This is a genomic window from Streptomyces hawaiiensis, from assembly GCF_004803895.1.
GTDB classification, from domain to species: Bacteria; Actinomycetota; Actinomycetes; order Streptomycetales; family Streptomycetaceae; genus Streptomyces; species Streptomyces hawaiiensis.
On the sequence record NZ_CP021978.1, the window covers coordinates 2,540,634 to 2,566,806 of the forward strand.

The 26,173-nt window shown below is 72.0% G+C and carries 29 protein-coding genes and 1 pseudogene; 24 read left to right on the plus strand and 6 right to left on the minus strand.

The window, feature by feature from the left end:
• Position 1: 1 nt before the first annotated feature.
• A complete protein-coding gene (locus tag CEB94_RS11715; protein WP_175432152.1) occupies positions 2-499 on the minus strand; it encodes a GNAT family N-acetyltransferase in 498 nt (165 codons plus the stop codon).
• 72 nt (positions 500-571) lie between these two features.
• On the opposite strand from CEB94_RS11715, the gene CEB94_RS11720 reads away from it, so the two are divergent.
• Both CEB94_RS11720 and CEB94_RS11725 read left to right on the plus strand, forming a co-directional pair.
• Positions 572-1,474 (plus strand): TIGR01777 family oxidoreductase, encoded by a 903-nt coding sequence (locus CEB94_RS11720; protein ID WP_175432153.1) that lies wholly within the window; start codon positions 572-574, stop codon positions 1,472-1,474.
• Between the two features lie 282 nt (positions 1,475-1,756).
• Positions 1,757-3,163 carry an NAD(P)/FAD-dependent oxidoreductase gene (locus CEB94_RS11725; RefSeq protein ID WP_175432154.1) on the plus strand — a complete coding sequence of 469 codons (1,407 nt, stop codon included), beginning with the start codon at positions 1,757-1,759 and terminating at the stop codon, positions 3,161-3,163.
• Positions 3,164-3,250: 87 nt separating this feature from the next.
• On the opposite strand, the gene CEB94_RS11730 is transcribed toward CEB94_RS11725, so the two are convergent.
• Complete coding sequence (locus CEB94_RS11730; RefSeq protein ID WP_175432155.1) at positions 3,251-4,732, minus strand: NsdA family TPR-like regulatory protein; 1,482 nt, start codon at positions 4,730-4,732, stop codon at positions 3,251-3,253.
• A 238-nt stretch (positions 4,733-4,970) separates the two neighbouring features.
• Between CEB94_RS11730 and lipB the strand changes: the two genes are divergently transcribed.
• The 4 genes from lipB to CEB94_RS11750 all read left to right on the plus strand — a co-directional run bounded on the left by lipB (position 4,971) and on the right by CEB94_RS11750 (position 8,107).
• Positions 4,971-5,771 carry a lipoyl(octanoyl) transferase LipB gene (lipB, locus tag CEB94_RS11735; protein WP_175432156.1) on the plus strand — a complete coding sequence of 267 codons (801 nt, stop codon included), beginning with the start codon at positions 4,971-4,973 and terminating at the stop codon, positions 5,769-5,771.
• 102 nt (positions 5,772-5,873) lie between these two features.
• Positions 5,874-6,863 carry a lipoyl synthase gene (lipA, locus tag CEB94_RS11740; protein WP_175432157.1) on the plus strand — a complete coding sequence of 330 codons (990 nt, stop codon included), beginning with the start codon at positions 5,874-5,876 and terminating at the stop codon, positions 6,861-6,863.
• Between the two features lie 262 nt (positions 6,864-7,125).
• Entirely contained in the window at positions 7,126-7,329 is a 204-nt protein-coding gene (locus CEB94_RS11745) for an SCO2195 family GlnR-regulated protein (RefSeq protein ID WP_030837456.1), read from the plus strand.
• A gap of 76 nt (positions 7,330-7,405) precedes the next feature.
• Entirely contained in the window at positions 7,406-8,107 is a 702-nt protein-coding gene (locus CEB94_RS11750; RefSeq protein ID WP_175432158.1) for a DUF4191 domain-containing protein, read from the plus strand.
• A gap of 80 nt (positions 8,108-8,187) precedes the next feature.
• Here CEB94_RS11750 and CEB94_RS11755 read toward each other — a convergent pair whose 3' ends face one another.
• Positions 8,188-8,655, minus strand: a complete 468-nt coding sequence (locus CEB94_RS11755) for an RDD family protein (RefSeq protein WP_175432159.1) — start codon at positions 8,653-8,655, stop codon at positions 8,188-8,190.
• A gap of 210 nt (positions 8,656-8,865) precedes the next feature.
• On the opposite strand from CEB94_RS11755, the gene glnA reads away from it, so the two are divergent.
• Positions 8,866-10,275 (plus strand): type I glutamate--ammonia ligase, encoded by a 1,410-nt coding sequence (gene glnA, locus CEB94_RS11760; RefSeq protein WP_175432160.1) that lies wholly within the window; start codon positions 8,866-8,868, stop codon positions 10,273-10,275.
• Between the two features lie 110 nt (positions 10,276-10,385).
• Positions 10,386-10,652, plus strand: a complete 267-nt coding sequence (locus CEB94_RS11765) for an SCO2583/SCO2584 N-terminal domain-containing protein (protein ID WP_175432161.1) — start codon at positions 10,386-10,388, stop codon at positions 10,650-10,652.
• On the opposite strand, the pseudogene CEB94_RS11770 reads toward CEB94_RS11765, so the two are convergent.
• A pseudogene (locus CEB94_RS11770) lies at positions 10,649-10,879 on the minus strand (hypothetical protein); the annotation flags it as partial. The gene CEB94_RS11765 and the pseudogene CEB94_RS11770 overlap by 4 nt on opposite strands.
• A 126-nt stretch (positions 10,880-11,005) precedes the next feature.
• Between CEB94_RS11770 and CEB94_RS11775 the strand changes: the two are divergent.
• The 7 genes from CEB94_RS11775 (at position 11,006) to CEB94_RS11805 (ending at position 16,565) form a co-directional block, all read left to right on the plus strand.
• Positions 11,006-11,416 carry a hypothetical protein gene (locus CEB94_RS11775; RefSeq protein WP_175432162.1) on the plus strand — a complete coding sequence of 137 codons (411 nt, stop codon included), beginning with the start codon at positions 11,006-11,008 and terminating at the stop codon, positions 11,414-11,416.
• 29 nt (positions 11,417-11,445) lie between these two features.
• The gene (locus CEB94_RS11780) at positions 11,446-11,655 is read left to right on the plus strand and encodes a hypothetical protein (RefSeq protein WP_175432163.1); all 210 of its coding nucleotides are present in this window, start codon (positions 11,446-11,448) and stop codon (positions 11,653-11,655) included.
• An 11-nt stretch (positions 11,656-11,666) separates the two neighbouring features.
• Complete coding sequence (locus CEB94_RS11785; RefSeq protein ID WP_175432164.1) at positions 11,667-12,038, plus strand: cupin domain-containing protein; 372 nt, start codon at positions 11,667-11,669, stop codon at positions 12,036-12,038.
• A 97-nt stretch (positions 12,039-12,135) separates the two neighbouring features.
• The gene (gene htpX / locus CEB94_RS11790) at positions 12,136-13,053 is read left to right on the plus strand and encodes a zinc metalloprotease HtpX (RefSeq protein ID WP_175432165.1); all 918 of its coding nucleotides are present in this window, start codon (positions 12,136-12,138) and stop codon (positions 13,051-13,053) included.
• 7 nt (positions 13,054-13,060) lie between these two features.
• A complete protein-coding gene (gene pspAB, locus CEB94_RS11795; RefSeq protein ID WP_175432166.1) occupies positions 13,061-13,645 on the plus strand; it encodes a PspA-associated protein PspAB in 585 nt (194 codons plus the stop codon).
• A 40-nt stretch (positions 13,646-13,685) separates the two neighbouring features.
• Positions 13,686-15,308 carry an alpha/beta fold hydrolase gene (locus CEB94_RS11800; protein ID WP_175432167.1) on the plus strand — a complete coding sequence of 541 codons (1,623 nt, stop codon included), beginning with the start codon at positions 13,686-13,688 and terminating at the stop codon, positions 15,306-15,308.
• Positions 15,309-15,383: 75 nt separating this feature from the next.
• Positions 15,384-16,565, plus strand: coding sequence for a winged helix DNA-binding domain-containing protein (locus CEB94_RS11805; protein WP_175432168.1), 1,182 nt, complete (start codon positions 15,384-15,386; stop codon positions 16,563-16,565).
• A 437-nt stretch (positions 16,566-17,002) separates the two neighbouring features.
• On the opposite strand, the gene CEB94_RS11810 is transcribed toward CEB94_RS11805, so the two are convergent.
• Positions 17,003-17,635, minus strand: coding sequence for a TetR/AcrR family transcriptional regulator (locus CEB94_RS11810; RefSeq protein ID WP_175432169.1), 633 nt, complete (start codon positions 17,633-17,635; stop codon positions 17,003-17,005).
• Positions 17,636-17,738: 103 nt separating this feature from the next.
• Between CEB94_RS11810 and CEB94_RS11815 the strand changes: the two genes are divergently transcribed.
• The gene (locus tag CEB94_RS11815) at positions 17,739-18,794 is read left to right on the plus strand and encodes an aldo/keto reductase (RefSeq protein WP_175432170.1); all 1,056 of its coding nucleotides are present in this window, start codon (positions 17,739-17,741) and stop codon (positions 18,792-18,794) included.
• Between the two features lie 54 nt (positions 18,795-18,848).
• On the opposite strand, the gene CEB94_RS11820 is transcribed toward CEB94_RS11815, so the two are convergent.
• Positions 18,849-19,163, minus strand: coding sequence for a hypothetical protein (locus CEB94_RS11820; protein WP_175436972.1), 315 nt, complete (start codon positions 19,161-19,163; stop codon positions 18,849-18,851).
• A gap of 229 nt (positions 19,164-19,392) precedes the next feature.
• Here CEB94_RS11820 and CEB94_RS11825 point away from each other — a divergent pair, with 229 nt between their 5' ends.
• The 8 genes from CEB94_RS11825 to CEB94_RS11855 all read left to right on the plus strand — a co-directional run bounded on the left by CEB94_RS11825 (position 19,393) and on the right by CEB94_RS11855 (position 26,107).
• Complete coding sequence (locus tag CEB94_RS11825) at positions 19,393-19,752, plus strand: arsenate reductase family protein (RefSeq protein ID WP_175432171.1); 360 nt, start codon at positions 19,393-19,395, stop codon at positions 19,750-19,752.
• A 120-nt stretch (positions 19,753-19,872) separates the two neighbouring features.
• The gene (locus CEB94_RS11830) at positions 19,873-20,547 is read left to right on the plus strand and encodes an RlpA-like double-psi beta-barrel domain-containing protein (protein WP_175432172.1); all 675 of its coding nucleotides are present in this window, start codon (positions 19,873-19,875) and stop codon (positions 20,545-20,547) included.
• 351 nt (positions 20,548-20,898) lie between these two features.
• A complete protein-coding gene (gene glnII / locus CEB94_RS11835) occupies positions 20,899-21,930 on the plus strand; it encodes a glutamine synthetase (protein ID WP_175432173.1) in 1,032 nt (343 codons plus the stop codon).
• Between the two features lie 266 nt (positions 21,931-22,196).
• Complete coding sequence (locus tag CEB94_RS41690; RefSeq protein WP_267960807.1) at positions 22,197-22,319, plus strand: hypothetical protein; 123 nt, start codon at positions 22,197-22,199, stop codon at positions 22,317-22,319.
• A 117-nt stretch (positions 22,320-22,436) separates the two neighbouring features.
• Positions 22,437-23,024, plus strand: a complete 588-nt coding sequence (locus CEB94_RS11840; protein WP_175432174.1) for a winged helix-turn-helix domain-containing protein — start codon at positions 22,437-22,439, stop codon at positions 23,022-23,024.
• A gap of 93 nt (positions 23,025-23,117) precedes the next feature.
• Entirely contained in the window at positions 23,118-24,119 is a 1,002-nt protein-coding gene (locus CEB94_RS11845; protein ID WP_246111769.1) for an SDR family oxidoreductase, read from the plus strand.
• Between the two features lie 84 nt (positions 24,120-24,203).
• Positions 24,204-25,463: a sensor histidine kinase gene (locus CEB94_RS11850; protein ID WP_175432175.1), complete on the plus strand. Its 1,260-nt coding sequence runs from the start codon at positions 24,204-24,206 to the stop codon at positions 25,461-25,463.
• Positions 25,454-26,107: a LuxR C-terminal-related transcriptional regulator gene (locus CEB94_RS11855; protein WP_175432176.1), complete on the plus strand. Its 654-nt coding sequence runs from the start codon at positions 25,454-25,456 to the stop codon at positions 26,105-26,107. The genes CEB94_RS11850 and CEB94_RS11855 overlap by 10 nt, the downstream gene beginning before the upstream one ends.
• Positions 26,108-26,173: the final 66 nt, after the last annotated feature.

Sequence of the window (26,173 nt, forward strand, 5' to 3'; positions counted from 1 at the left end):
CTCACAGGAAGCGCCCCATGAACACGTCGTCGACGTACGTGCCCTCGAGCAGGAACTCCTCGGGCAGGATCCCCTCGACGGTGAACCCCTCGGCCGCGTAGAGCGCCCGGGCCGGGGTGTTGTGCCCGAGGACCCGCAGAGTGATGCGGCGGGCGCCGCGCAGGCGGGCCTCCTCGACAGCGGCCCGGACCAGCGCCCGCCCGACTCCCCGGCCGCGCGCCCCCTCGGCGACGGCGAGACCCTGGATCTGGCGGACGTGCCGGTTCGAGTCGAGCGGAGTGGGGAATCCGAGGTGGACATAGCCCGCGAGACGGCCGTCGAGCTCGGCCACCAGGCAGTCCTCGGGGGTGTGCCGCTCGCTGAAAAAGGGAGAGTACGGCGGCTGGGGCTCGGGCATCACCGCGTGCAGATGCGACCAGGTGAGCCGGTCGAGCAGGGCCAGCTCACCGTCGTCCTCGGGCCGGGCGGCGCGGATGCGCGGTGCGGGGAGCTCGGGCATGGGCGTCACCCTACGGCGAGCGGATCAAGGCCTTGCAAGGGTTTTACGGAGCCACCCGGCAGGATGGGGTTCATGGAACGTTCAAGAATCGCGGTGGCGGGTGCGTCCGGTCTCATCGGCAGCGCCCTGGCGCGGTCCCTGACCGCCGACGGGCACGAGGTGCGCCGCCTGGTGCGCGGCACGCCCCGGACGGCCGGAGAGATCCACTGGGACCCCGAGGGCGGGCGGGTGGACGCGGCCGGGCTCGCCGGGTGCCACGCGGTGGTCAATCTGGCGGGGGCCGGCGTCGGCAACCGGCGCTGGACGGAGGCCTACAAGCGGCGGATCCGCGACAGCCGTGTGAAGGGCACGGCGGCCCTCGCCGAGGCGGTGGCCGCACTGGACGCGAAGGACCGGCCGCGGGTCTTCGTCAACGGCAGCGCCGTCGGCTACTACGGCGAGACCGGGGAGCGCACGGTCGACGAGAGCGCGCCCGCGGGAGAGGGTTTCCTGCCCTCGCTGTGCGTGGAGTGGGAGGGGGCCACCGCACCCGCCCAGGAGGCCGGGGTCCGCACGGTGTTCACGCGGACGGGGCTGGTCGTCTCCCGCGAGGGCGGCGCCTGGGGGCGGCTGTTCCCGCTGTTCCGGGCGGGGGCCGGCGGGCGGATGGGCGACGGGCGGCAGTACTGGTCGTTCGTCGCGCTGCACGACGAGGTCGCCGCGATCCGCCATCTGATCGAGACCGACGGCCTGTCCGGGCCGTTCAACGTCACCGCACCGCACCCCGTGACGAACCGTGAGATGACGGCGGCCATGGGGCGCGTGCTGCACCGCCCGACGCTGTTCCCGGTGCCCGCGACCGTCCTGCGGACCGTGCTCGGCGAAATGGCCGAGGACGTGCTCGGTAGCGCCCGGGTGCTGCCGGCGCGTCTGCTGGAGTCGGGCTTCCGGTTCGCCTTCCCGGAGATCGAGGGAGCGATCCGGGCGGCGCTGTGACGGCCGCCCGCCCCGCCGGGACGGGCCTCGACGGCGCACACCGGCCGCCTGTCCGGGATCCGACCGGCTTTTCCGAGACAGCTCCCCGAGCCGCACACCAGCCCCCTGCGACCACTTCATGCCCACAAGGCGTCCGTATGCGACCGCCGTGCGACCGTGCCCTGCCGATGCGCGACTCCCGCTGACCGATCACGGTCCTACCCTCGACCAGAACTCGCGTATCCCTGCGGCCTGTTGAGGGCATGACGTCTCCAGCGCCCGCGCAACCTCGAGGAGGGGCACGTGCTTGAGCCCGCGTACCAGGCGGACGTGGTCGTCGTGGGGGCCGGGGTCGCCGGACTCTCGGCCGCGCACCGGCTGACCAGCGCAGGAGTGACGACCATGGTCCTGGAGGCCGCCCACGGGGTCGGCGGCCGCATGGCGACGGAGAAGGTCGACGGCTTCCGGCTCGACAGGATCGGCCAGTTGCTGTCCACGGCGTATCCCGAACTACGGCTGACACCCGGCCTCGACGGGCTGGTGCTGCGGCCCTTCGCGCCCGGTGTCCTGCTGCACGGCGACGGGCGCCACCACCGCGCGGGCGTCCAGCCGGGCGCAGGGGGCGCACGGGGCGCACTGCACGCGGTTCGCGCGCTGGCGAGTGCTCCCCGGCCGCCGTCCGCACCGAGGCCGCCCAGGAGGCCCGTGGCCGTGCCCGGCCGGCAGGTCTCCGTCCCCCGGAGCCGGTCCGGCGCCCCGCTCGGCACGGCCGTCGACCAGGCCCGGCTGGGTGCCGCCCTGACCCGGCTGGCGGGCACCCCGGCCGAACGGCTGCTGGCCCGCCCGGAGTTGCCCGCCGGTGAGGCCCTGGCGGCGCGCGGACTGCCCGCCCGTACGATCGACGGCTTCCTGCGTCCGCTGCTCGCCGCCCTGCTGTGCGACCCGGGCCTGACGACGTCCAGCCGGTGCGCGGACCTCGCGCTGCGCTCCTTCGCACGGGGCCGGTTGTGCCTGCCGGAGGGCGGCGCCGACGCCCTGCCGGACCTGCTGGCGCGCACACTGCCGCCGGGCACGGTGCACACCGGCGTACGCGTCACCTCCGTATCGACGACGTCGGTGACCACCGCGGAGCACGGCGAGATCCGGTGCCGGGCGGTACTGGTGGCGACGGGTGCGCGGGCCGCCGCGGAGCTGCTGCCCGGGCTGCGGGTGCCGGAGTTCCATCCGGTGACGGTGGTGCACCACACGACGGACGAGCCGCCTACGACGGGGTCGTCGCTGCTGCTCGACGCGGACCTCGGCGGGCCTGTCGCGCACACGGCGGTGGTCAGCCAGGTCGATCCGTCCCGGGCGCCGGCGGGGCGGGCGCTGGTGTCGTCGACGGTGCTGGGGCGTCCTCCGGGCGATGTCGACACCGCGGTGCGAATGCATCTGGCGCGGCTGTACGGGACGTCGACCGCGCGCTGGGAGACGCTGGCCGTGCATCACACGGCCGAGGCCGTACCCGCGATGCGGCCGCCGCATGATCTGCGGCGGCCGGTGCGGTTGATCGCAGGGCTGTACGTGTGCGGGGATCACCGCGATACCAGTACCGTTCAGGGCGCTTTGCACTCCGGGCACCGGGTGTCCGCGGCGATCTTGGCGGACTTGGGGGCGGGGCGGTCGATGCATGTTGCCGATCCGCTGCCGACGGTTCCTCGGGCTGCGTAGGTGGTTCGTCGGGTGCGGGTGCGTGGGGGCTGGTCGCGCCCACGCGGCGGAGCCGCAGATCGACCCAGCCCCGCGCCCCCGAACACCTCACCCCAAGGCCGCTACCTTGTCGCGGTAAGTCCGTACCGGGGCCGCGTCCTTGTAAGGCTCCAGGCGGCGCTCGAAGTCCCTCACGTACTCCACCGCCCGCACCGAGCGCATCTCCGCCGCCTGGCCTGCCGCTTCCGCGGCGAGCTGGCAGGCCTGGTCGAGTTCGCCGAGGCCCAGGCGGGCGGTGGCCAGGACGATCCGGCAGAAGAGGCGGCTGCGGGCGTAGGAGGGGGCCCGGAGCTGGAGTGAGCGTTCCGCGTGCTGGGCGGCGGCGCGGAACTGCTGCAGGTCGCGGTGGCAGTGGCCGAACTCGTCGGCGAGCTGGGCCTCGTCGAAGAACTTCGCCCAGTGCGGAACGTCGTCCCCGGGCCGGGCCGTCTCCAGGGCGCGTTCGGCGCGGACCAGGGCCGCGGTGCAGGCCCGGACCTCGCCGAGCACCCCGTGCCCGCGCGCCTCGGAGGCGTGCAGCAGGGCCTGGACGACGGGCGGGCCGGAGGTGCCGGCGCCCTGCTGGGCCACGCGGGCGAGCTGGACGGCCTCCCGCCCGTGCCCGAGGTAGACGGCCTGGCGGCTCATGGTGACCAGCACGTACGCCCCGTACGTCCGGTCCCCGGCCGCCTGGGAGAGCCGCAGCGCCTGCACGAAGTAGCGCTGGGCGAGTCCGTGCGCGGCGATGTCGTACGACGTCCAGCCCGCGAGCCGGGTCAGGTCGGCGGCGGCCGCGAAGAGCCGGCGGCCGGTCTGCTCGCCGTAGGTGCCGCGCAGCATGGGCTCGCACTCGTGCTCCAGGTAGCGCACGAGGGCCTGGCGGGCGTGGCCGCCGCCGTAGGCGTCGTCGAGGGTGCGGAACAGCTCGCCGACCGAGCGCAGGGCGGCGATGTCGCCGGCGGTGACCTTCTGGCCGGGTCCTCGTTCGGCCTGGCCGCGCTGGCGGGGCAGGGACGGCACGCCCGGCTCGGTCGTGGCGCCCGTGGGGCGTGGGGCCGGGTGGCCCTGCGTCGGGATGCGGGCGGCGGCCGGCTCGCCCCGGGCGACCTTCTCGTCGGCCCGGCCGATCAGCCAGTCGCGGCTGGGCACCACGAGCCCGGCCGGAGTGAAGGCGATCTTGCGGAGCTCGGCGTGGCTGCCGGAGTCCTTGCGCCACAGCCCGCTGACGATGTCGACGGCCTCCTCGGGGGTGGCGGCGAACTCCAGCCCGGCGTAGACCGGGGCGCAGGCGTCCAGGCCGAGGTCCTGGGCGGTGAGGCGGCGGCCCAGGCGCCGGGTGAAGACCTCGGCGATCAGGGCGGGCGTGGTACCCCTGGGCTGCTGACCGCGCAGCCACCGGGTGACGGATGTCTTGTCGTACCTCAGATCAAGCCCGTGTTCGAGACCGAGCTGGTCCACGCGACGGGCGAGTCCCGCGTTGGAGAACCCCGCTTCTGCGATGAGCGCGGCGAGCTGTCGGTTGGGGGTGCGCTGCGCGGGTCGTTCCGTCATGGTGCGGTGCGGTCTCCTGCCTTCCGGTGTTGGTGACGTGCCGGATTGCCTGTGAGCAGGCCTTTTGGCTTGCTGGACGGCGCGAATGTAGCGGAGAGTAAGCACCCCATCACATATTTTCCCGGACATTCATCCGATCGTGTGAGGATTGCCCCCTGGGCTGACGTGTCCGGGCCGGACGTACAGTGGCTTGGGCGCGCTACGTGCCTGACACACCCGTCCGAGGGAGGCGCTTGCCGTGAGTGGGTTGCGGTTCGTCCGCATGGGGTTCGGTGACGAGGCCGTCGAGTACCAGGAGGCGTGGGACGAGCAGCGCCGGGTGCACGCGGCGCGCTTCGCCGACGAGGTCCCCGACACCGTGTTGCTCCTGGAGCACCCCCCGGTCTACACGGCCGGACGGCGCACGGCGGACAGCGAACGGCCCCTCGACGGCACGCCCGTCATCGATGTGGACCGCGGCGGCAAGATCACCTGGCACGGCCCCGGCCAGCTGGTGGGCTACCCGATCCAGAAGCTCCCGCGCCCGGTGGACGTCGTGGCGCACGTACGCCGCCTCGAAGAGGCCCTGATCCGCACCTGCGCGGAGTTCGGCCTGGAGACGAGCCGGGTCGAGGGCCGCAGCGGTGTGTGGATCCTGGGCGACCCGGTCGAGCAGCGCCCCGCGCTCGGCGGGCTGTCGCTGGACTTCGACCCCCGGCTGCACGACGAGGAGTTCGACCCGCGCATGAACGGCCCCGAGTACGCGCCGTCCAACGCGGGCCAGCGCCGTGAGGACCGCAAGATCGCCGCGATCGGCATCCGCGTGGCCAAGGGCGTCACCATGCACGGCTTCGCGCTCAACGTGAACCCCGACAACAAGTGGTTCGACCGGATCATCCCGTGCGGCATCCGGGACGCGGGCGTCGCCTCGCTGGCCGGCGAGCTCGGCCGGGACGTGACGATCGAGGAGGTCCTGCCGGTGGTCGAGCGCCACCTGCGGGAGGTCCTGGAGAACGCGGAGCTGAAGCCGCGGGAGATCGAGAAGACCTCGGCGGCATAAATCGGCCCGTGGAGGAGCTAGAGGGGTAGCGCCCGCACAGGCATTCAAATCAACGGGCGTACCCTTGAGGACGCCGAAGAATCAATCGCTAGGGAGCCGGTCGTGTCCGCAGTCGCACCCGACGGACGCAAGATGCTGCGCCTGGAGGTCCGCAACAGCCAGACCCCCATCGAGCGCAAGCCCGAGTGGATCAAGACCCGGGCGAAAATGGGTCCCGAGTACACCGCGATGCAGAAGCTCGTGAAGAGCGAGGGCCTGCACACGGTCTGCCAGGAAGCCGGCTGCCCCAACATCTACGAGTGCTGGGAGGACCGCGAGGCGACCTTCCTCATCGGCGGCGACCAGTGCACCCGGCGCTGTGACTTCTGCCAGATCGACACCGGCAAGCCCGAGGCGCTCGACCGCGACGAGCCCCGCCGGGTCGGCGAGTCCGTCGTCACGATGGACCTGAACTACGCCACGATCACCGGCGTCGCCCGCGACGACCTGGAGGACGGCGGCGCCTGGCTGTACGCCGAGACCGTGCGCCAGATCCACCAGCAGACCGCGGGCCGCGAGGCCGGACGCACCAAGGTCGAGCTGCTGGCCCCCGACTTCAACGCCGTCCCGGAGCAGCTGGAGGAGGTCTTCTCCTCCCGCCCCGAGGTCTTCGCGCACAACGTCGAGACGGTCCCGCGGATCTTCAAGCGCATCCGCCCCGGCTTCCGCTACGAGCGCTCCCTGAAGGTGATCACCGAGGCGCGCGACTACGGCCTGGTCACCAAGTCGAACCTGATCCTCGGCATGGGCGAGACCCGCGAGGAGGTCAGCGACGCGCTGCGGCAGCTGCACGAGGCGGGCTGCGAGCTGGTCACCATCACGCAGTACCTGCGGCCCTCCGTGCGCCACCACCCGGTGGAGCGCTGGGTGAAGCCGCACGAGTTCGTGGAACTGAAGGAGGAGGCCGAGCAGATCGGCTTCTCAGGCGTGATGTCCGGGCCGCTGGTGCGCTCCTCGTACCGCGCCGGGCGGCTCTACCAGATGGCCATGGAGCAGCGTCATTCGGCCGCTCCGCGGCGGGGGGACGGGCACATCGCCGCCCAGGCCGTCTGACAGACCGTCACCGCCCCTGCCCAGCAGGGGGCGAGACAATCGTGTGAATTCGCGCACAAGAGACTACCTGCCGGTAGTGACCGATTCGACGCGGTCCTGACCGTCCTCGCAGATGAGGGCACATGTCAGGACCGCGTCGGCGTTCCACCACTCCCCGCCAGGGCTTCATGGGTGTTTGACCGGTCGGTCACGCCCTGGTAACACCAATCAGTGACGCTGAACTCACAGCACGTACACCCGCACCCGAGGGGGGACCTCACCCATGCAGGCCGCGCCGCCCGTCCGCGCCACCGCCATTCCGTCCTTCACGACCGCACTGCGTGCCGTCGAGTCGCTGCTGATGAGCAGCGGTCAGCGCACCGCCCGCCGCAACGCCTGGACCTCCGTGCTGGAGGACCGCCGTCGCGCCAAGGACCGGGTCGAGACGCAGCGCGTCATCGAGCAGTCCCTGTCCGTCCGTCCCTGACCTCCCCGCCCTCCCCCAGGGACCCCCGCGGGCACTGCCGTCGTCGGCGCTTGTGGGGCCACGTAGACTTCGGGGCATGGCGAGGAAGGAACCCGCAGCGGACGCTGCGAACCCCGGGCGACTGAAGCAGATCGCTCTGACCTACAAGATGACCCGCAAGGCCGACAAGAAGATCGGTCTTGTACTCGCGGCAGTCGGAATCGTCACCTTCGGTGTCTTCCTCGCGATCGGTTTCTTGATCGGTCACCCCATCTATCTCGGCATCCTGGGCCTCCTGCTCGCCTTCCTCGCGTCGGCGATCGTGTTCGGGCGACGGGCCGAGCGGGCCGCCTTCGGGCAGATGGAGGGACAACCCGGTGCCGCGGCGGCGGTGCTCGACAACATCGGCCGGGGGTGGACGACGACCCCCGCGGTGGCGATGAACCGCAGCCAGGACGTGGTGCACCGGGCGGTCGGCAAGGCCGGCATCGTGCTGATCGCCGAGGGCAACCCGAACCGGGTGAAGACCCTGTTGGCCGCCGAGAAGCGGAAGATGAACCGCATCGTCGCGGACGTCCCGGTGCACGACCTGGTCGTGGGCACGGGCGAGGGCCAGGTCGAGCTGAAGAAGCTGCGGACGACCATGCTGAAGCTCCCGCGCGTGCTGACCGGCCCGCAGGTCACGTCCACCAACGACCGGCTGCGCGCCCTCGGTGACCTGATGAGCAACATGCCGCTGCCGAAGGGGCCGATGCCGAAGGGCATGCGGCTGCCCAAGGGCGGGCCGAAGACCCGCTGACATCCCCGCACACGACATGAACGAGGGGCGCCCGGATCACACCGGGCGCCCCTCGTTCATGTCGTTCATGTCGGTCCGGGTCAGATACGGACCTCGACCGTGCCCGCCAGCCGGTCGTGCAGGCCGCGGCCGTCGCGGTCCCAGATCAGGGCGGGGATCGCGAGGAAGAGCAGGACCGTGCGCAGTGCGGCGCGCCACGGGCTGACCCGGCCGGTGTCCAGGGCGAGCACCCGCAGCCCGAGGAGGCGTTTACCGGGGGTGAAGCCCACCGAACCGACCGTGAGGACCATCAGCGCGAACATGATGAGCGGCGCCCAGATCTGAGCCGCGTCGTGGTAGCTCTGCGTGATGAGGCCGTATGCGATCAGGAGGCACAGACCCCAGTCGACCGCGAGGGCGCCGAGCCGGCGGCCCGGGCGGGCGATCGAGCCGGGTCCCTCCTCGGGCAGACCGAGTTGCTCGCCGCGGTATCCGAAGTCGACACCGGCCTCTTCCGCGGCCGCGCGGGGCCCGGAAAGCCACGATCCGAGTGCTTGCCTGTTGTCCACCCGTCCACGGTACTGCGCCCGTAAATGACCAGGGCACGGCGGGGTGTGTCCGGGCTACGGTGGGAGGTGAGCCGGTTAACTTGTGCGAAACAAATGAGTCACGCCCGAGAAACCACCCGTCCCTAGGGTCGAGGTCAGCGTGTGCCACCCGCACTGGCCGCACGAACGAACTACCACCCCGGCGGGACGGTCGGGAGTAGGAGGAGCTGGATGTTCCAGAACGCCGACGAGGCCAAGAAGTACATCGCGGACGAGGATGTCAAGTTCGTAGACGTCCGGTTCTGCGACCTCCCGGGCGTGATGCAGCACTTCACGGTGCCTGCGGAGGCGTTCGACGCTGACGAGGAGCTCGCCTTCGACGGCTCCTCGATCCGGGGCTTCCAGGCCATTCACGAGTCCGACATGGCGCTGCGCGCGGACCTCTCGACCGCCCGGGTCGACCCGTTCCGCCGTGACAAGACGCTGAACATCAACTTCTTCATCCACGACCCGATCACGGGCGAGCAGTACTCCCGCGACCCGCGCAACGTGGCGAAGAAGGCCGAGGCCTACCTCGCGTCGACCGGCATCGCCGACACGGCGTACTTCGGTCCCGAGGCCGAGTTCTACGTCTTCGACTCCGTCCGCTTCGCGACCACCGCGAACGAGTCCTTCTACCACATCGACTCCGAGGCCGGCGCCTGGAACACCGGTGCCCTCGAGGACAACCGTGGTTACAAGGTCCGCTACAAGGGCGGCTACTTCCCGGTCCCGCCGGTCGACCACTTCGCCGACCTGCGTGCCCAGATCTCCCTGGAGCTGAACCGCGCCGGTCTTCAGGTGGAGCGCCAGCACCACGAGGTGGGCACCGCCGGCCAGGCCGAGATCAACTACAAGTTCAACACGCTGCTCGCCGCCGCCGACGACCTCCAGCTCTTCAAGTACATCGTGAAGAACGTCGCCTGGCAGAACGGCAAGACCGCGACCTTCATGCCGAAGCCGATCTTCGGTGACAACGGCTCGGGCATGCACGTCCACCAGTCGCTGTGGACCGGCGGCCAGCCGCTCTTCTACGACGAGGCCGGTTACGCGGGCCTGTCGGACACCGCCCGCTACTACATCGGCGGCATCCTCAAGCACGCCCCGTCGCTGCTGGCCTTCACCAACCCGACGGTGAACTCGTACCACCGCCTGGTGCCGGGCTTCGAGGCGCCGGTGAACCTGGTGTACTCGCAGCGCAACCGCTCCGCCGCGATGCGTATCCCGATCACGGGCTCGAACCCGAAGGCCAAGCGCGTCGAGTTCCGCGCGCCCGACGCCTCCGGCAACCCGTACCTGGCCTTCTCGGCGCTGCTGCTGGCCGGCCTGGACGGCATCAAGAACAAGATCGAGCCGGCCGAGCCGATCGACAAGGACCTGTACGAGCTGGCTCCCGAGGAGCACGCGAACGTCGCGCAGGTCCCGACCTCCCTCGGCGCGGTCCTGGACCGCCTGGAGGCCGACCACGAGTTCCTGCTCCAGGGCGACGTGTTCACCCCGGACCTGATCGAGACGTGGATCGACTTCAAGCGCGCGAACGAGATCGCGCCGCTGCAGCTGCGTCCGCACCCGCACGAGTTCGAGCTGTACTTCGACGTGTGATCGACGCCTGATCCAGGCATGATGCCCGCGCCCCCGCTGTTGTTTCCGACAGCGGGGGCGCGGGCGTATGTTCTATTCTTGGGTCAGGACCACACGGGGGTGGAGCGGAAATGCCCGAGCACGAACAGGACGACCAGCAGCGGGAGTTCGACCTCAGATGGGCGGACGGAGCCGAGCACAAGGAGCCCTCGGCCCGGGCCCGTATGCTCGCCGCGCGCTGGAAGGACAACCCACCCGGGCCCGTGCCGTTCCGCGCGGACCCGGAGCACGTCTCGTCCCGCCGCCGCTCCTCCTGGATCTCGACCGCCGTGGTGCTGGGCTGCGTGGCGGCGGTGATCGTGCTGCTGGGATACATCAACTTCCGGGCGCCGTACTAGGCGGACCCGGGCACCTCACCGGCGTTCGGGGACACCTGGGCGTCACGGCGTCGGTCCCGGGTCTCGGGGAGTTGCTCGAAGCCGGCCGCCTTGTAGGTGGCGACGGCTCCGGCGTTGGAGGTCGGGGTGCAGACGACCGCGCTCGACGAACCGAGCCCACGTCCCCCGGGTGCAGCTGCATCGGCGCCCCGTCGTACTGCCACTCCCGCAGCACGCCCACAGCCTCGCTCAAGCCGTCGATATCCGGCACGTGCAACACGATCGTCATGGCCCCGATCACACACCACCGCTCCGGCGGTCCGCACCCCGATTCGGCGCCGGTCGCTCCGACGCCCGCTACGATCCCTTCGAAAATGACAGGTCAAGCCTGGGGGTCGGGCATGGACGAAGACATCCGGGGCGGAGAAACGGCCGTGGCACGGCTGGTGCGGGGGACGCCCCTGGGGGAGGTTCTCGACAGCGCCGATCCCGGAGCCTGGACCGCTTTGGACGTCGCGGTACGCACCTGGGCGTGGTACTCGTTCCCGGAGTTGCCGGACGCGAAGTGGGTCGCGAGCCGGGGCGTGGGGGCCGGCGACGCACCGCGTCGGCTCGTCCGCCGGCGGCCCGACTCCCCGGCCGATTCCGCGGCCGGGCCCGCGGTGGAGCCCCGGCTCGCGCTCGCTCTGTGCCATCCCGACGGCCGGACGCGCGAGGAGGCCCTCGCCTGGGCCGCTGAGTATCCCTCGCTCCGTCCACGCCCCTGCTGCCCGAGGCATGGCTGACCGAGCGGCTCGTTCCGGAGCGGCCCCATGTGCGCGTCGCCGCGTTCCGGTTGCTGGAGCAGCAGGGTGGGATCGCCCGGTTGCGGGCCGCGGTGGGGCTCCTGGGGGACCCGGACGTGAAACCGCGCGCCCGGGCCGCGCGGTCGGCGCGGGGCTGGTATCCGGCGGCGGTGCGCGAGGACGAGGAAGGGAGCGAGCTGTTGGCCCGTGCCCGATGGCTGCTCGCGAGCCACTGCTAACGTCCGGCCCCGTGAACGACAGCGTGTACGTGGGCAACGCCGGTGCGGACGCCGCTCTGGACCGGGGATGGATCCTCGGGCATTTCAAAGACGCCGGGGATCCGCGGCACAGCGAGGCCGTGGAGATCAAGTGGGGTGTGCATCCTCGGGGTGACGAGCGGGCGGAGTGGGTGCGGGGGGAGGAACGCACCGCGCTGCTCGTGCTCGTCAGTGGGCGCTTCCGCGTCGAACTCCCCGGGCGCGGTGTGCTGCTGGAGCGGCAGGGGGACTACGTCGTGTGGGGGCGCGGTGTCGATCACTCCTGGTACGCGGAGGAGGAGTCGGTGGTGCTGACGGTGCGGTGGCCGTCCGTGCCCGGCTACGCGGTGACCGCCGGCGGCTGACGGCTTTGCCGGTCCTGGGGACGATCACGACCCCTTCATGGGCGGGCCCGGGTGCACACTGGCTGTGGGACGAGTGCGCGACTGCGGGGTGATGCAGATGCACAGCCGGTTCCGGAGCGATCGGCGGTTGACCACCCGTATGGGGATCACGCTGTTCCTGCTCGGGTTGTTGTACGTGGGGTTCGTCGCCGCGTTGATCGTGCTGCTGAAGTCGTGGGTGCTGGTCGTGGTGATCGCGGCGGCGCTGCTCGGCGCGCAGTACTGGTTCTCCGACCGGATCGCGCTGTACGCCATGCGCGGGCGGGTGGTGGAGCGGGAGGAGTATCCCGAGCTCTACGCGGTGATCGACCGGCTGTGCGCCCTGGCCGACATGCCGGGGCCGGTGGTCGCGGTGTCCGAGATGGACATGCCGAACGCGTTCGCGACCGGGCGGAACCCCGATCACGCGGTGGTGTGTGTGACGACCGGGCTGCTGCGGCGGCTGGAGCCGGCCGAGCTGGAGGGCGTGCTGGCGCACGAGCTGTCGCACGTGGCGCACAAGGACGTCGCCGTGATCACCGTCGCGTCGTTCCTCGGTGTGATCGCGGGGCTGATCGTGCGGTTCGCCTTCTACTCGCAATTGTTCGGCGGAGGCCGGAGGGACCAGAACACCGCTGCCGTGTTCGCCGCGGTGATGGGCGTGTCGGCGGCCGTCTACGCGATCAGCTTCCTGCTGATCCGGGCCCTGTCCCGGTACCGGGAACTGGCCGCGGACCGGGCGGCCGCGCTGCTCACCGGCCGGCCTTCGGCGCTGGCCTCCGCGCTCACCAAGGTCTCCGGCGACATCGCCCGCATCCCGACCAAGGACCTGCGCACGGCCCAGGCCTTCAACGCCTTCTACTTCACGCCGGCCCTGGGCAGGGAGCCCGGCATCGCACGGCTCTTCTCGACCCACCCGAGCCTGGAGCAGCGCCTCGACCAGCTGGGCCGGATCTCCGCCGAGCTGGGCGAGGCGGCGGCACCCGGAGGGGTGTGAGCGGACCATGGGGCTGATGGACATCCTGCTGGGCCGGACCAAGCCGGTCGTGGCGGATCTCGACCGGCTCTTCGCGCTGCCCTCGGCGGCCGTGACGCTGGAGGCCGCCGCGGGCTTCACGCCGACCGGGCAGGGCGCGGTGTGCTTCGCCACGGTCGAGGGCGCGGCCTTCGAGCAGTCCCACCGCGAGGTGCAGGCCCTCCTGGACGCCGACACCGACCGCGACGGCCCACCGGTGGAGCTGCGGCGGGACGACTACGGCTACTCCTGGCTGGTCTCGCGCCGCTCCTCCGACCAGCTCTCCGCGCTCGTGAACGACCTGCACGCCGTGAACAGCCAGATGGAGGTCAACGGATTTGGCCCCCAACTGCTGTGCTCGCTGGCCGGGTTCGAGGATCTCTCCGGCCGGCGTCTCGCGCTGGTCTACCTCTACAAACGCGGCACGTTCTACCCGTTCGCGCCCCCGCCGGACGGCACGCGGCGGCGCGACAACGCACTCGAACTCCAGGTGCGGGCCGCGCTCTCCGGCGATCTGCGCATCGAGCAGGACCTGAGCCGCTGGTTCCCGGTGTGGGGAGCGCCGGGACTGTGAACGCCCCTCATGGGCCGGGGCCGCGTGAGGGAATGGCCGTATGAGTGAGCTGATCCCCTTCACACACGTCATCGGCGGTGAACGACTCAGCGGGCTGGCCTCCGGTGGCGGGGAGAGGGCCCGGGCCACGGTCGTCCTGTTGCACGGTGCGGGCAACGGCGGCAAGGAGCGACTGGTGCCGCTGCTGGCGGAGTTCGCCGCCCACGGCTGCCACGCCCTCGCCTTCGACTTCTCGGGACACGGGGAGAGTACGGGCCTGCTGCCGGAACTGAGTCTGCGCCGCCGCTTCGAACAGGCCGTCTCCGTCATCGACGCCCGCGCGCGCGTGGACGGGCCGTTGGTCCTGGCCGGGTTCAGCATGAGCGGCCAGACGGTGGCGGATCTCGTGCGGCACTACGGGGACCGGGTGGCGGCCCTGGGGCTGTGCGCGCCGGCGGTGTACGCGGCCGAGGCGTGGGACGTGCCGTTCGGCGCGGGTGACGGGCGGTTCAGCGAGATCATCCGCGGGCCCGGGAGCTGGCACGCGGCTCCCGGGCTCGACGTCCTGCGGGCGTTCGAGGGACGGGCGGTGCTCGCGGTGCCGGGCACGGACGAGGTCATCCCGCCCGCCGTGACGGAGGCGTTCTCCCAGGCGCTGGCCCGGCGCGCCCAGTTCACCCACTGGGAACTCCCCGACGCGAGGCACCGGTTGGGCCGGTGGTTCCGCGACCACCCCGACGACCGGCGGGAGTTCGTCGCCGCCGTCCTGACCGGGCTCGGCGAGCATGGCTGGACGGCGACCCGCGCGTGGGTGGCCAGGCAACTCCCGGAGGGCCGTACGGTCGACAAGTCGGCTTTTCTGGCCGGCGGCTGGAGCGCCCAGATGCGGCGGCTCACCCTCGACGACGGCACCGAGCTGGCCCTGCGGACCATCGTGAAGCCCTTCTTCCGGCGGCATGCGCCCGGGCTGCTGGCCCGCGAGGCGGAGATCCTCACGCTGCTCGCGGAGCAGGAGGGGGTGCCGGCCGCCGAGCTGATCGGCGTCGACGCGACCGGCGAGCACTGCGACCATCCGTCCCTGCTGATGTCCGTGCTGCCGGGGCGGGTCCGGGTCGACGAGGAGGAACTCGGCCCGCGGGTGGACTTGCTGGCGGGTCAGCTGGCCCGGATCCACCGGATCGTCCCCCGGGAGCGCCCGCGTGCGTACCAGGCATGGACGTCGCCGACGGCGGTCCCCCCGGGGTGGGAGCGGGCCGTGGACGTCATCCGCCGCGATCCCCCGCCCTACGACGGCTGCTTCCTGCACCGCGACTTCCACCCCGGGAACGTCCTGTTCACGGGTTCGGGGGCCGGTCTGCGGGTCAGTGGTGTCGTCGACTGGGTGGAGACCTCGTGGGGTCCTGCCGACCTGGACGTCGCCCACTGCTCGACAGCACTCGCACTGCTGCACGGACCCGAGTACGGCCTCGGCTTCCGGGAGCGCTACGAGGCTCAGGGCGGTCGGCGCCTGGCCGACGGCCCGGAGCATCTGTACTGGCGGCTGCTCGATGCCCTGGCCTACGTCCCCGACGCGGCGAAGCTGGCGGGGCCGTGGCGGGAGCTGGGCCGGACCGATCTGACGCCCGAGGTGCTGGGCGAGCGGCTGGAGGCATATGTGACGGGGCTGCTGAAGCGGTACGCCTGAGGCGTCTGACGGGGTGATTGTCAGTGGCGTCCGAGATGATGAGGCGTTCGGGGGGCGCGACGAGCGGAGGCCGTCATGGGTGCGCAGCGGTACATCGGCGTGGACGAGCGGCGGGTTCGGCTCGCGCTGCGCCAGCGGCTGGCCGGGTCGGCCAGGGCGGGGACGCCCGAGGAGGTCGCCGGTGCGCTGGTCGCGCTGCACGGCACGGACCCGGCGACGGTCTACCTGGCCGTGGGCGCGCGGCTCGCGGACCCCGCCAGGACCGTCGAGGAGACCGGGCGGGCCCTGTACGAGGACCGTTCCCTGGTGCGGATGCACGGCATGCGGCACACGGTGTTCGTGTTCCCCACGGCCCTGACCGCCGTGGTGCACGCCTCGACGGGTCTGGTGGTCGCCGCCCGGGAGAGGGCCGCGCTGCTCAAGCACATGGCCGGGGCCGGGGCGCCGGACGCGGTCTGGCTGAAGGAGGTCGAGGAGTCGACGCTGGCCGCCCTCGCCCGGCGCGGGCAGGCGACGGCGGCCGAACTCGCCCAGGACGAGCCGCGTCTGCGGGAGCAGTTCGTGTACGCGCCCGGGAAGAGCTACGAGGGGATGCACACGGTCTCGACCCGGCTGCTGAAGGTGCTGGGCGTCGAGGGGAAGGTCGTGCGCGGCCGGCCGCTCGGCTCCTGGACGTCCAGTCAGTTTCGCTGGGCTGTGGCACCCGAGCATGCCGAGCTGGACACGGCCGGGGCGCAGGCGGAGCTGCTGAGACGGTGGCTCACCGCGTGCGGTCCGGCGACCGAGGCCGATCTGAAGTGGTGGACGGGGTGGCGCGTGACGGAGGTCCGCAGGGCCCTGGCCGCGATCGGAGCGGAGCCGGTGTCACTGGACGAGGGCACGGGGTATGTCGCCGAGGGCGACACAAGCCCGGTTCCCGCGCCCGAGCCGTGGGCCGCGCTACTGCCCGGTCTCGACCCGACGGCGATGGGGTGGCAGCAGCGCGACTGGTATCTCGCGCCGGAGCTGCGGCCCCTGTTGTTCGACGGCAGCGGCAACGTCGGGCCGACGGTGTGGTGGGACGGGCGGGTGATCGGCGGCTGGGCGCAGCGGCCCGACGGGGAGATCACCTGGCGGATCCTCGCCGGGGAGGGCATCGGCCGGGAGGCCCTCGCGGCGATCGAGTCGGAGGCGGAGCGGCTCAGCGGCTGGGTCGGGACGACCAGGATCACGCCGCGTTTCCGCACACCACTGGAGAAGGAGCTGACGGCAGGCTGAGACGGCGGCGGACACGGCCGCCGCCCAGTGGGCGACCGCCGGGAAGCCCCACCGGACACCCGCGCCGGGGCACGCCGGCCGCCGCCAGGACGGCCCGGTCGGGCACGCCCCGTCGGGCCGGCAGCCACCGATCAGCCGACCGGCGCCCGGGACGGGCCTCGCCGGTCCCACAGACCTGCCTCCGCCCCGCACCTGCACCCCCGCACTTGCCGCCGCCAGGGCAGCCCGGCCAGCCACGGGCCGTGAGCCGACCGCCACCGACCAGCCAGCCGGCGCCCGGAACCGGCGCCGCCAGTCACACGCGCCGAGACTGGCCTCCGCACCGCACCTACGCCCCCCTTGCCGCCCTCACCCCCGCCAAGGCATCCCGGCCAGCCACGCTCCATCGAGCCGACGCCACCGACCAGTCGGCCAGCGCCCAGGACCGGCACCGCCGGTCACACGCGCCGGAGCTTGCCTCCGCCCCGCACGTACACCCCCGCCCTCGCCGCCGTCACCGCCACCTCGGCGGCCCGGTCGGCCGTGGCCTCGTCGAGTCGGCCGCCGCTGATCAGCAGGTGGTAGTAGAGCGGGGCGGAGACCGCGCGGACCACCTCGTGCGCGTCGGTGCCCTCGGGTGCCTCGCCCCGGTCGACGGCCTGCCGGACGCAGGGGGCCCACTCCCGGACGCGGATGTCGTAGAAGCGGTGCAGCGCTGCGGCCGTCTTCGCGTCGCCGGTGGCGGCGGCGATCAGCGCCTTGAACAGCGGCCCCTGCCGAGGGTCCGTCAACGTGCGCTGCACGAGGCGGGCGTTGGCCGTCAGGTCGCCGAGCAGTGAGCCGGTCTCGGTGCGCGGCGCGGACTGTTCGGCCATGTCCTCCAGGAGGTCCGTCACCAGACCGGTCACCGTTCCCCAGCGGCGGTAGACGGTCGTCTTGCCCACGCCCGCGCGGCGCGCGATGTCGGCCAGGTCCAGGCCGGTGAAGCCCTGCTCGGTCAGGGCGTCCTCGGCCGCCCGCAGCACCGCCTCCCGCACCCGCGCCGTGCGCCCCCCGGGCCGTACGGTCCCCGGCTCGCCCCCGTCAAGCATAACGGCACTCCAGTTCCATTAGATACTCCACTCCGTTACCTTAGTGACTACTAACAGAACCACAGACCCATTAAGCAGGGGTCGCCGTCGAGAGGGGTCCAAGATGGAATACAGGCGATTGGGCGCGTCCGGGCTCATGGTCCCGGCACTGAGCTTCGGAGCCGGCACCTTCGGCGGCCGGGGTCCGCTCTTCGGCGCCTGGGGCACGACCGACGCGAAGGAGGCGCGCCGCCTGGTGGACATCTGCCTGGACGCCGGGGTCACGATGTTCGACACCGCCGACGTCTACTCCGCCGGCGCGTCCGAGGAGGTGCTCGGGGAAGCGATCAAGGGCCGCCGCGATCAGGTGATCGTGTCCACCAAGACGAGCCTGCCGATGGGCGACGGACCGGGCGACGCGGGCTCTTCCCGCTCCCGGCTGATCCGCGCCTGCGAGGACGCCCTGCGCAGGCTCGGCACGGACCACGTCGACCTCTTCCAGCTCCACGCCTTCGACGCCGGGACGCCGGTCGAAGAGGTGCTGGCCGCGCTCGACTCACTGGTCCAGGCGGGCAAGGTGCGCTACACCGGTGTCTCCAACTTCTCCGGCTGGCAGGTGATGAAGTCCCTCGCGGCCGCCGAGCGGCACGGCCGTCCACGCTATGTGGCGCACCAGGTGTACTACTCCCTGATCGGCCGCGACTACGAGTGGGAGCTGATGCCGCTCGCCCTCGACCAAGGCCTCGGCGCGATCGTCTGGAGCCCGCTCGGCTGGGGGCGTCTCACCGGCAAGGTCCGCCGCGGCACACCGCTCCCGCCCGACAGCCGCCTGCACCGCACCGCCGACCACGGCCCGCCCGTCTCCGACGAGCACCTCTACGGCGTGGTCGACGCACTGGACGAGATCGCACAGGAGACGGGCAAGGCGGTGCCGCAGATCGCCCTGAACTGGCTGCTGCGGCGGCCGACCGTGTCCTCCGTCCTCATCGGCGCCCGGGACGAGCGACAGTTGCGCCAGAACCTCGGCGCCGTCGGCTGGAGCCTCACCCCCGAGCAGGTGGCGAAGCTCGACGCGGCGAGTCACCGCCCGGCGCCGTACCCCTACTTCCCCTACGAGCGCCAGGAGGGCTTCGCCCGCCTGAACCCGCCGGTCTTCACGGCACCCGGCCGGGCGGCATGAGCGAGCGCCGGGCACCCCGTGATCCGGGGCACCCGGCGCTGGGACCGCAGCGGTTCAGCGCGCGTACCGCATGAACGCCCGCACCATGTGGCACGTCGTGTCCGACGGCGGGTGGACGCCGATCAGTTCCGCGGCGTCGCGGATCGTCTCGTTGCGGGCCTGGTTCGGCATGTAGACGCCCGAGTCGAGCAGGGCGATGGCCAGGCGCATCGCCTTGAGGCGGCGGTTGTGCGTCACGTACCACTGGCGCGGCCGGCCCGGCGGCAGCGGCCGCTTCTCCACGGGCACGTACGGCAGGTCGAGCAGGACGGAACGCTTCGCGGTGGACTGGGTGGGCAACGGCTTCGACTTCAGGGCGGCAGCGGGCACAGGCATCCTCCTGTCGCGGTCGGGCGGCTCACCGAAGACGTCGACATCCCCGGCGCCACCCTCGAACACTGCTTACAGTCTACCGCCCGGCACTGACAACGGGGAGTGCGCAGAGACCGGCAAACGCCCAGGTGAGGCAGGAAATTGGCGTCCCGTCACGGCAGGTTTACGAGGTACGGGTGGGGTGTCGGAAAATCGAACAAGACCGTCCGGCGCGTACCGTGTGAACATGGAGATCTGGATCAACCCCGCGTGTTCGAAGTGCCGCAGCGCCCTGACGCTGCTCGACGCCGAGGGTGCCGACTACACCGTCCGCCGCTACCTGGAGGACGTGCCGAGCGAGGACGAGATCCGGGGCGTGCTCGAGCGCCTCGGTCTCGAACCGTGGGACATCACCCGCACCCAGGAGGCCGACGCCAAGGAGCTCGGGCTCAAGGAGTGGCCGCGGGACGCCGGTTCGCGCGACCGCTGGATCACGGCGCTCGCCGAGCATCCGAAGCTGATCCAGCGTCCGATCATCACCGCGGACGACGGAACGGCGGTGGTCGGCCGCACCGACGAGGCCGTGCGGGACGCCCTGTCGCGCTGACGGCACGCCATCCCCCATGTGGCGCAGGTCACTTCAGTGACTCCTGTAAACCGCTGAGTAACCCCGTTCGGTATCTCGTACATAGCGGCGTACGCTCCCCTACCTCTTCAGGAGGCGCGCATGTCGCGCAGGAGAACACTCGGCACGAAGAAGAAGATCGCACTGCTGGTGAGCGCGGCGACGGTGGCGGGAGGCGGGGCCTTCGTCATGGCGAGCACGTCGAACGCCGCGCAGACCCCCAAGTCGGCGTCGGAGTCGACGGTCTGCGTGGGTCTCGCCACCGCCCTCGGCAACAACCAGAAGTTCATCGCGGACCAGCGGGCCGCCCCGGACGCGCAGTCCGAAGCGCGGATCGCCAACCGCGAGGCGGTCGTCGCGGAGATCAAGCGGAAGCAGGAGGCGTCGGGGTGCGCCGTCGGGGAGTCGGCTCAGGACTCCCAGACCGCACAGCCGTCGCAGCCCGCTGACCCCGCGGAGTCGGCGCAGCCCTCGCAGCCCGCCGCATCCGCCCCCGCCGCAAACCCCGGCGGCGGTGCCGCGGCCTCCGGGCAGCAGGTGTGCAACGGCTCCACTGTCACGCTCTCCGGCGAGGGCGGTGCGCCTGCCGCGTCCAGCAACCAGTTCCCAGCCGGCACGAAGCTGAAGGTCACCAACCTGGACAACGACAAGTCCACGACGGTGGAGGTCACTTCGGTCTCCGGCAGCTGTGCGCTGCTCAACAACGCGGCCTTCGAACAGGTCCGTGAGCCCGGCAAGTTCCTGATCCGCCGGGCCCTGATCGAGAAGGTGGGGTGACGCCGTACGGCCGGCTGAAGGGATGAGGCGGCGGCCACCCCCTCGGCCGCCCCCTCGTACGTGTCACCGGTCCTGCTGCTCCCGGCCAGGGGCAGCAGGACCGGCGTGTCCGGGCCGTGCGGCGCCGGTCACCGGTTTGACGGAGGGAAGCCGGTGACCGGCACCGCCCCGGCAAAACGCCCTCTCGGCGTGAAGTGCGGCACAGCAGCGCCAGGTAACACGGGGTTCACATCCGAGCAATGGCCGGGAAATCGCCTGTTGACAGGCTGCCGGGCAGCTGAGGCGGCGCCCCAGTGCCGCAGCGCCGCAGCACCCGCATCGCGCCTAGACACACCCCGAAGGATGAGGCCCGTGACCTTCAAGGCTGAGTACATCTGGATCGACGGCACCGAGCCGACGGCCAAGCTGCGTTCCAAGACGAAGATCATCGCGGGCTCTCCCGCCGGTCTCGACGCGCTGCCGATCTGGGGCTTCGACGGGTCCTCCACCAACCAGGCCGAGGGCCACGCCTCGGACTGCGTCCTCAAGCCGGTCTTCACCTGCCCGGACCCGATCCGCGGCGGCGACGACATCCTGGTGCTGTGCGAGGTCCTGAACATCGACCTCACCCCGCACGCCACCAACACCCGTGCCGCGCTGGCCGAGGTCGAGGAGAGGTTCGCGGCGCAGGAGCCGATCTTCGGCATCGAGCAGGAGTACACGTTCTTCAAGGACGGCTACCCGCTCGGCTTCCCCAAGGGCGGCTTCCCGGCCCCGCAGGGCGGCTACTACTGCGGTGTCGGCGCGGACGAGATCTTCGGCCGTGACGTCGTCGAGGCCCACCTCGACAACTGCCTGACGGCCGGTCTCGCCATCTCCGGCATCAACGCCGAGGTCATGCCCGGCCAGTGGGAGTTCCAGGTCGGCCCGGTCTCCCCGCTGGAGGTCTCCGACCACCTGTGGGTGGCCCGCTGGCTGCTCTACCGCACCGCCGAGGACTTCGACATCGCCGCCACCCTCGACCCCAAGCCGGTCAAGGGCGACTGGAACGGCGCCGGTGCGCACACCAACTTCTCCACCAAGGCGATGCGCGAGGGCTACGACGCGATCATCACCGCGTGCGAGTCGCTCGGTGAGGGCTCCAAGCCGCTCGACCACGTCAAGAACTACGGCGCCGGCATCGACGACCGCCTGACCGGTCTGCACGAGACCGCCCCGTGGAACGAGTACTCCTACGGCGTCTCCAACCGCGGCGCCTCGGTCCGCATCCCGTGGCAGGTCGAGAAGGACGGCAAGGGCTACATCGAGGACCGCCGCCCGAACGCCAACGTCGACCCGTACGTGGTGACCCGGCTGATCGTCGACACCTGCTGCTCGGCGCTGGAGAAGGCCGGCCAGGCCTGATCCACACGCTTTCCCGAGGGAGGCGCCCGCCGTCTTGGCGGGCGCCTCTTTTGCGTACCGTGCGCCGTCCTGGGGACCGAAGGAGTGGGGCGAGTGCGGGCGTACGGCTCGGTGACGGCCCGCATCCGGACTACGTCGTCCGGGCCGCCGTCCGCAACCTGCCGGGGACCGCCCGGGTCGTGGATCGAGGTCGGCTTTCCGCCGGGAACCGTCCACGCAGTGAGAGGAGTCTGCTGCCACGGACGGGTGTCTGCTTCAATGGGCCCATGGCCGGCTACCAGAAGCACACCGCGACGGGTCGCCATGACCTCGAGCCGTTCTGGCCGTCCCGCCAGGACCACGACTTCGACCGGGTGTGTTGCCGCGCGATGAACGCGCCGGCCCTCTAACGCCGTACACCCGGCCTTCGGCCAGCGCGAACCGCGTACGTCCCTCGGCGAGCCCGACCACGAATCGCGGCCGTCGACCTCCCCGACGAACTCCTCGCGCGAAAGAGCTGACCTCTCATGGCGACCACTCGTTCTCTGTCCCCCGCCGCCCCTCACAACGCCCCCGCGCCGCACGGCCCCCGGCATCGGCTGCGTGCCGTCGACCGGGACGAGGTGGTGACGGTCGCGGACCTGCTGCCGGGTGCCACCTGGCTGCCGGCGCCGCAGCACACCCTGCCCGTCCTGCCGGGGCAGCCGCCGATGATCGGCTACCTGGTGCTCGTCCCGGCCGACCAGCAGCCGCCGTTCCCGGTGGCGGTTCCCGACCTGCCGCAGGCCACCGGCCCGGAGACCGTGGCCGAGCCGGGCGGCGAGCCGCTGATCCGGGTCGACACCGTGCAGCGCACCGCCCGGGTGGCCGGACGGCCCCTCGACCTCACGTACCTGGAGTTCGAGCTGCTGGCGCACCTGGTGGCGCACCCGGGCCGGGTACACACCCGCGACCAGCTGGTCGGCACGGTGTGGGGCTACGGGCACGTGGGCGACGGCCGCACGGTCGACGTCCACATCGCCCGCCTGCGCCGCAAGCTGGGCGTGGAGCACCGCGACACGATCCGCACCGTGCGCCGCGTGGGCTACACGTACGTGCCGCCGACAGCGCACTGAGACACGCCCCCGCACGCCCTGTCCCGCCGCGCCGCCTCTGCTGACAGCAGATCCCCGTTCCGTCCCCTCGCCCCACCGGGCAGAGTCACCGGCATGAGGCTACTGATGCTGGGTGGTACGGAGTTCGTGGGGCGGGCCGTCGTGGAGGCGGCGCTGGGGCGGGGCTGGGAGGTGACCGTCTTCCACCGGGGGCGGCACGACGCGCCGCCGGGCGTGCGGTCGCTGCTCGGCGACCGCACCGCGCCCGGCGGCCTGGCAGCCCTCGACGAGGATCCGGGCGAGTGGGACGTCGTCGTCGACACGTGGTCGGCGGCGCCCCGCGCCGTGCGGGACACGGCGCGGCTGCTGCGGGGCCGCGCCGGCCAATACGTGTACGTGTCGAGCTGCTCGGTGTACGCGTGGGCCCCGCCCGCCGGGTACGACGAGGACGCGCCCCTGGTGGAGGGGGCGTCGGCCGACGCGGAGCAGAGCGCGTACCCGCAGGACAAGCGGGGCGGCGAGCTGGCCGTGCTGGACGCCTTCGGCGCGGACCGGTCGGTGCTCGTACGGTCGGGGCTGATCCTCGGCCCGTACGAGAACATCGGCCGGCTGCCCTGGTGGCTGGGCCGGACGGCACGCGGGGGGCCGGTGCTGGCGCCGGGCCCGCGTGAACTGCCCCTCCAGTACGTGGACGTGCGCGACCTGGCCGGGTGGATCCTCCACGCGGCCGAGCGGGCGCTGAGCGGGCCGTACAACCTGGTCAGTCCGCAGGGGCACGCCACCATGGGCGCGTTGCTGGACGCCTGCGTGCGGGTCACCGGCGGCGTCGCCGAACTCCGCTGGACCGAGCCCGGGGTGATCCTGGAGGCGGGCATCGAGCCGTGGACCGAGCTGCCGGTGTGGGTGCCGCCGGGCAGCGACCTGCACGACGCCCTGCACAGCGCCGATGTCTCCCGGGCGGTCGGGGCCGGGCTGGTCTGCCGGCCCGTCGAGGAGACGGTGGCGGACACCTGGCGGTGGCTTGAGGACGTCGGGGGTGTGGCGCCCCAGCGCCCGGACCGGCCGCGCTCGGGCCTCGACCCGGAGGTGGAGGCGAAGGTGCTCGCGGCCGGCTGAGGCGCACGAGGTGTACGTAGCACCACCCCCCACCGGGTGTCCCGGCCCCGTGACCCGGCACGCGCGCTCGACGAGACTGACGCCATGACCATGGACACGAAGAACGGCAACGGGCGGACGGCAGGGCGGGGCATCGGGCTCGCCGCGGTGCGGGGGCTGGCGCTGGCCCTCCTCTCCCTGCCGGGGGCGGTGCTGTGCTTCTGCCTGTCCCTGGTGTCGATCGCGCTCATCCCGATCGGGGTCGGGCTCGTCACGACGCCGTACGTGCTCACGGGGGTGCGGGCGTTCGCGAACGGGCGGCGGGTGCTCGCGGCGGAGTGGGGCGGGGTGCGGATCCCCCCGGCGTACCGGCCGCTGCCGAAGGACGCCAACCCCTGGGCGCGCACCTTCGCGATGCTGCGCGACCCGGCGACCTGGCGGGACCTGCGGTGGCTGCCGGTCGACATGACCGCGGGGTTCGTCACGGCACTGCTGCCGGCGGTGCTGTTCCTCTATCCGCTGGAGGGGTTCGCGCTCGCGATCGGGCTGTGGCGGGTCTTCCCCGACGGGTACTGGTACGGGTTCGTGCCGGTCAGCGGGCAGGCTTCCGCGTTCGGAGCGGCGGCCCTGGGCCTGGTGCTGCTGTTCCTCGCCCACTTCTTCACCCCGCGCCTGCTGGACGTCCACTTCCGGCTCACCCGGGCCGTGCTCGGCAGCAACCAGGGCGAACTGGCCGAGCGGGTGCGGATCCTGACCGAGACGCGGCGCGACGCCGTCGACGCCTCCGCCGCCGAACTGCGGCGCATCGAGCGGGACCTGCACGACGGGGCCCAGGCCCGGCTGGTCGCCGTCGGCATGGACCTGGGCACCATCGAGGCGCTCCTCGACAAGGACCCGGCGCAGGCCAAGGAGCTGATCGCGCAGGCCCGCACGTCCTCGGTTGAGGCGCTGTCCGAGCTGCGGGAGCTGGTGCGCGGCATCCACCCGCCGGTCCTCGCCGAGCGCGGCCTGGGCGACGCGGTCCGGGCGCTGGCGCTGCGGCTGCCGGTTCCCACCGAGGTGAGCGTGGACCTGCCCCAGCGGGCTCAGGCGCCCGTGGAGTCGGCCGCGTACTTCGCCGTCAGTGAGGTGCTCACCAACGCTGTGAAGCACTCGGGCGCCGACCGGATCTGGGTCGACCTGCACCAGGCGGACGGCATGCTGCGGGCGAGCGTCACGGACAACGGCAAGGGCGGTGCGGTGATCGGGGCCGGTTCGGGGCTGGCCGGGGTGGAGCGGCGACTGGGTACATTCGACGGCGTCCTGGCCGTCAGCAGTCCCGCGGGCGGCCCCACCATGGTCACCGTGGAGATCCCTTGCGCGTAGTGCTGGCCGAAGACCTCTTCCTGCTGCGCGACGGACTCGTCCGGCTGCTGCAGGCGCACGGTTTCGAGATCGCGGCGGCCGTCGAGTCCGGGCCCGAACTGGCCGCCGCGCTGGCCGAGCTGGACCCGGACGTCGCCGTGGTCGACGTACGTCTGCCGCCCACGCACACCGACGAGGGCCTGCAGTGCGCGCTCGACGCCCGCGGGAAGCGGCCCGGACTGCCGGTGCTGGTGCTCTCCCAGCACGTGGAGCAGCTGTACGCGCGTGAGCTGCTCGCCGACGGCAGCGGCGGGATCGGCTATCTGCTGAAGGACCGGGTGTTCGACGCCGAGCAGTTCGTGGACGCCGTACGGCGGGTCGCCGCCGGTGGTACGGCGATGGATCCGCAGGTCATCCAGCAGCTATTGGCCCGCCGTTCGGGCGACGACCGGCCGCTGGCACGGCTGACGCCCCGGGAGCGGGAGGTGCTGGAGCTGATGGCACAGGGCCGGACCAACGCGGCGATCGCCGGGAAGCTGGTCGTGACGGAACGGGCGATCGCCAAGCACACCGCCAACATCTTCGCAAAGCTGGGACTGGAGGTCTCGGACGACGACAACCGCCGCGTGCTGGCGGTTCTCGCCTATCTCGACCACGGCCGGTGAAACCGGACCCATCTCTTCACTCATTGTGGGTGATCGGCAACTCCCGGTGCTTCAGGGGTTGTTGAG

What these genes read in the sequence shown, in the direction of transcription:
- glnA (WP_175432160.1), top strand. Translation starts at nt 8,866, where the DNA reads ATGTTCCAGAACGCCGACGAGGCCAAGAAGTACATCGCGGACGAGGAT.
- CEB94_RS11800 (WP_175432167.1), top strand. Translation starts at nt 13,686, where the DNA reads ATGAGTGAGCTGATCCCCTTCACACACGTCATCGGCGGTGAACGACTC.
- CEB94_RS41690 (WP_267960807.1), top strand. Translation starts at nt 22,197, where the DNA reads ATGGCCGGCTACCAGAAGCACACCGCGACGGGTCGCCATGACCTCGAG.
- CEB94_RS11825 (WP_175432171.1), top strand. Translation starts at nt 19,393, where the DNA reads ATGGAGATCTGGATCAACCCCGCGTGTTCGAAGTGCCGCAGCGCCCTG.
- CEB94_RS11765 (WP_175432161.1), top strand. Translation starts at nt 10,386, where the DNA reads ATGCCCGAGCACGAACAGGACGACCAGCAGCGGGAGTTCGACCTCAGA.
- CEB94_RS11815 (WP_175432170.1), top strand. Translation starts at nt 17,739, where the DNA reads ATGGAATACAGGCGATTGGGCGCGTCCGGGCTCATGGTCCCGGCACTG.
- CEB94_RS11720 (WP_175432153.1), top strand. Translation starts at nt 572, where the DNA reads ATGGAACGTTCAAGAATCGCGGTGGCGGGTGCGTCCGGTCTCATCGGC.
- pspAB (WP_175432166.1), top strand. Translation starts at nt 13,061, where the DNA reads ATGGGGCTGATGGACATCCTGCTGGGCCGGACCAAGCCGGTCGTGGCG.
- CEB94_RS11715 (WP_175432152.1), bottom strand. Translation starts at nt 499, where the DNA reads ATGCCCGAGCTCCCCGCACCGCGCATCCGCGCCGCCCGGCCCGAGGAC.
- CEB94_RS11750 (WP_175432158.1), top strand. Translation starts at nt 7,406, where the DNA reads ATGGCGAGGAAGGAACCCGCAGCGGACGCTGCGAACCCCGGGCGACTG.
- CEB94_RS11845 (WP_246111769.1), top strand. Translation starts at nt 23,118, where the DNA reads ATGAGGCTACTGATGCTGGGTGGTACGGAGTTCGTGGGGCGGGCCGTC.
- CEB94_RS11850 (WP_175432175.1), top strand. Translation starts at nt 24,204, where the DNA reads ATGACCATGGACACGAAGAACGGCAACGGGCGGACGGCAGGGCGGGGC.
- CEB94_RS11775 (WP_175432162.1), top strand. Translation starts at nt 11,006, where the DNA reads ATGACAGGTCAAGCCTGGGGGTCGGGCATGGACGAAGACATCCGGGGC.
- CEB94_RS11745 (WP_030837456.1), top strand. Translation starts at nt 7,126, where the DNA reads ATGCAGGCCGCGCCGCCCGTCCGCGCCACCGCCATTCCGTCCTTCACG.
- CEB94_RS11730 (WP_175432155.1), bottom strand. Translation starts at nt 4,732, where the DNA reads ATGACGGAACGACCCGCGCAGCGCACCCCCAACCGACAGCTCGCCGCG.
- CEB94_RS11840 (WP_175432174.1), top strand. Translation starts at nt 22,437, where the DNA reads ATGGCGACCACTCGTTCTCTGTCCCCCGCCGCCCCTCACAACGCCCCC.
- CEB94_RS11830 (WP_175432172.1), top strand. Translation starts at nt 19,873, where the DNA reads ATGTCGCGCAGGAGAACACTCGGCACGAAGAAGAAGATCGCACTGCTG.
- CEB94_RS11810 (WP_175432169.1), bottom strand. Translation starts at nt 17,635, where the DNA reads ATGCTTGACGGGGGCGAGCCGGGGACCGTACGGCCCGGGGGGCGCACG.
- htpX (WP_175432165.1), top strand. Translation starts at nt 12,136, where the DNA reads ATGCACAGCCGGTTCCGGAGCGATCGGCGGTTGACCACCCGTATGGGG.
- CEB94_RS11805 (WP_175432168.1), top strand. Translation starts at nt 15,384, where the DNA reads ATGGGTGCGCAGCGGTACATCGGCGTGGACGAGCGGCGGGTTCGGCTC.